1 protein-coding gene is annotated in these 2676 nt (G+C 74.1%); it reads left to right on the top strand.

Annotated elements, in window-relative coordinates; all coding sequences use genetic code 11:
- Window positions 1-502 precede the first annotated feature (502 nt).
- The gene (locus tag ACKOQ4_RS00280) at window positions 503-2059 is read left to right on the top strand and encodes a hypothetical protein (RefSeq protein ID WP_526287648.1); all 1557 of its coding nucleotides are present in this window, start codon (window positions 503-505) and stop codon (window positions 2057-2059) included.
- Window positions 2060-2676: the final 617 nt, after the last annotated feature.

Raw genomic sequence — 2676 nt, 5'->3', positions numbered from 1 at the left:
CGTCGGTGTCGGCCGGCCCCGCCGGCGGGAGCGGTGGGGCGGCGCCTCGGCCACGCCCCGAGACGCAGGGGCAACGCGCAACGCAGCAGCCCCGCCACCCCGCTTGTGGGCCCGGCAGTGGCGCGCCCCCAGCCGACGGGTCAAGCAGGCGCCCGCCTCCGCCTGGCGGGTCAGTGGCGACGGCAGGTGGGTGCGCTTTGTGGAGCCGCAGGGGTCCAGGCTGTTTGCGGTCGCCGAGGATGGGCGCCTGCTTGACCCGCCGGCTGGGGGCGCGCCACTGCCGGGCCCACAAGCGGGGTGGCGGGGCTGCTGCGTTGCGCGTTGCCCCTGCGTCTCGGGGCGTGGCCGAGGCGCCGCCCCACCGCTCCCGCCGGCGGGGCCGGCCGACACCGACGCCATTGCGCGCTGGCAGCGCCACCGTCTCTACCAGCCACCCCCCCAGCAACAGCCGCCGCAGCAACCGCCGCTGGCGCCAGGGGAGACGCCGGAGCCGCCGGCCGACATGTACCTGGTGGGACCGTGGGCGGAGGTGACGCACGACCCAGGGCTGTGGGGCTTTGAGGGCGCCGCAATCACCCACTTTGTGGTGAGGGTGGCGTGCTTGCGCTTGCTGCGGCTCAGGGCCGCAAGCGCCCCGGGCTCCCAATACGCCCCGCGCAAGGCCCTTGCTCCGCGGCTGTGGGACACCACCAGCGATAACCCCAACCCCTCCGCCGTGCAAGCCATTGCCGCGCGCCAAACCCAGCAGTTCCTAGCCATGCTGCCGCGGGGTGCTGGCCGTGACGTGCGGCCGCGTGTGGGTGCAACCCGCACGCGCGCCGCCGATGTCGATCTCAGCGACCTCTACCACGCCCCGTGGATGGACGCGGCACCGCCGCGGGAGCTGCCTGCGGCGCGGGCGGCGCAGCGGCGGCAGGAGGCTGCGGCAGCTGCGGCGGCGGGGGGCTCGAGGGCGGCGGGCGACGACGACTGCGCGGACGCTCTTGCTGGCGGGGGTGAGCAGCGCAAGCCGTGGATTGCGGTGTGGCGCCGGGCATTCGCCAAGTCCCTCCCCCGCGCCCTGCGCTGCTTTGCATGGCTGCTGCTGCATGCCGCCTTGCCGTGTGGGGGCGCGCTCGTGCCGTTTTTGCAGCCAGGGGCCGACGGCGTGGCGGAGGCCGCGTGCTGCGGGTGTGCGGCTTGCGTCTTGGCGGGGCCCTCGGCCCCGTCGGAGCCCCCTCCGGCCGTGGGGGCGCGCCGCCCCTCCCCCCAAGCCGCCTTGGCGCAGGCTGCAGCATCGTGGCCCGTCGAGACGCTGCTCCACGCGCTGCTCGAGTGCCCCGCCGTCCGGCCGGCCGTCGTTTGGCTAGCCGACCTCTGGCCGCGCGTCAGCGATGGCGACGCGGCCCCGCCGCTAACGCCAGCGGTGTGGCTGCAAGACAGCCCCGCAGGGTGGCGGCCGCGCTTCCGAGGCCGCAGCCGCCCCAGCCGCGAGTCCGAGGCGCTGTGGGCGGCGCTGCGGCTGTCGCTGCTGGCTGCGGCGTGGCGCCTGCGCTGCCGGCGGCGCGTGACGGGCCAGCAGTTTTCGGCGGCCGATGTCGTCGACGCCACCATCGACAGCGTCGAGCGCTTGGTCCGCGCCGAGTTTGCAGCCACCTCGGACCTCACCGAGCTGGCGGGCACCTCTTCCAGCTGGTTCCCGCGCAACCGCCCGCCCGTCCCGTTGGACGAGTTCGTGTCCAAGTGGTGCCGAGGCCGCGTGATCGCGGAGGCCGGCGAGTCGGGCGGCCGCAGCTGGATGCGGCTGCGCTTCTCTGCGTGCCGCCTGTCGGGTGCGGCGCGCGCGGCGGCGGTGGCGGCGGCGGCGAGTAGGGCTTTGCTTTGCATCATTTACAAAAAGGAGGCAAGCAGGGAAGAGCGCCGCCCCGGCCCAAGAACCGGACCGGGAGGCAAAGGGGCAGCCGGTGACAAGAGGCGAAAAAACCCTCGAAACCGCCAAACACAAACCCACACCGGCACGACCCGACCCACCGGCGGCGCGCCTAAAAGGCAAAGGCGCAGCCGCCCCGCAAAGACGTGAGGGCTGCGGAGGTCGGGCGCCCCTACTCGAAACCCCGCTCGCAAACAAAAAGGGAGGATAAAGGGAGCCCCACCAACCACCCAAGCCGCAAGCGCTCCGGGCTTCCGGGGGCCTGGCAGCCCCGGCCGCGCCGCTGATGAACAGCCGCGTGGTCGCCCTGCGAGCATGTCCCCCCAACGGCGCCGGGCACGAGGCACGGCACCGCCCATGGCCGCCAGGCGGGCAAGGGGGTAGCGAGCGGCGAGAGCTGTGGGCACCCCCGAGGCTGGCTTCACCGCGCGACAACTGGCGACGCACGGCTAGCGGCAAGGTCTTGAAACGCATGCACGCAACCCCCACACGGCCGGGCGCAAAGCGCGCCCCACGGCCAGAGCCGCTGGATGGGGGTCCTCCACGCCCCAAGGAGGAAAGAAGGGAGAGGGAGGAGAAAAAGAGCCATGCCAATCACCCCCCAGAAACAACCCACGCGGCCCACCGGGCCCTACGCCCCCCGAGGGGCACCGCCGCCGCTGGCGCGCCTCGGGCGTCGGGAACTGGATGCGGACGCGCTGGCCTTGCGCCAGCAGCCGGTTCAGCGTGGGCCCGCCCGCCGCGACGCTCGCCGCCTCCCCGAAGAG

The sequence above is a fragment of the Mycobacterium sp. genome (assembly GCF_046095365.1).
Classification (GTDB): domain Bacteria; phylum Actinomycetota; class Actinomycetes; order Mycobacteriales; family Mycobacteriaceae; genus Mycobacterium.
This window is presented reverse-complemented; position numbering and strand designations above follow the sequence as displayed.

What these genes read in the sequence shown, in the direction of transcription:
- ACKOQ4_RS00280 (WP_526287648.1), top strand. Translation starts at nt 503, where the DNA reads ATGTACCTGGTGGGACCGTGGGCGGAGGTGACGCACGACCCAGGGCTG.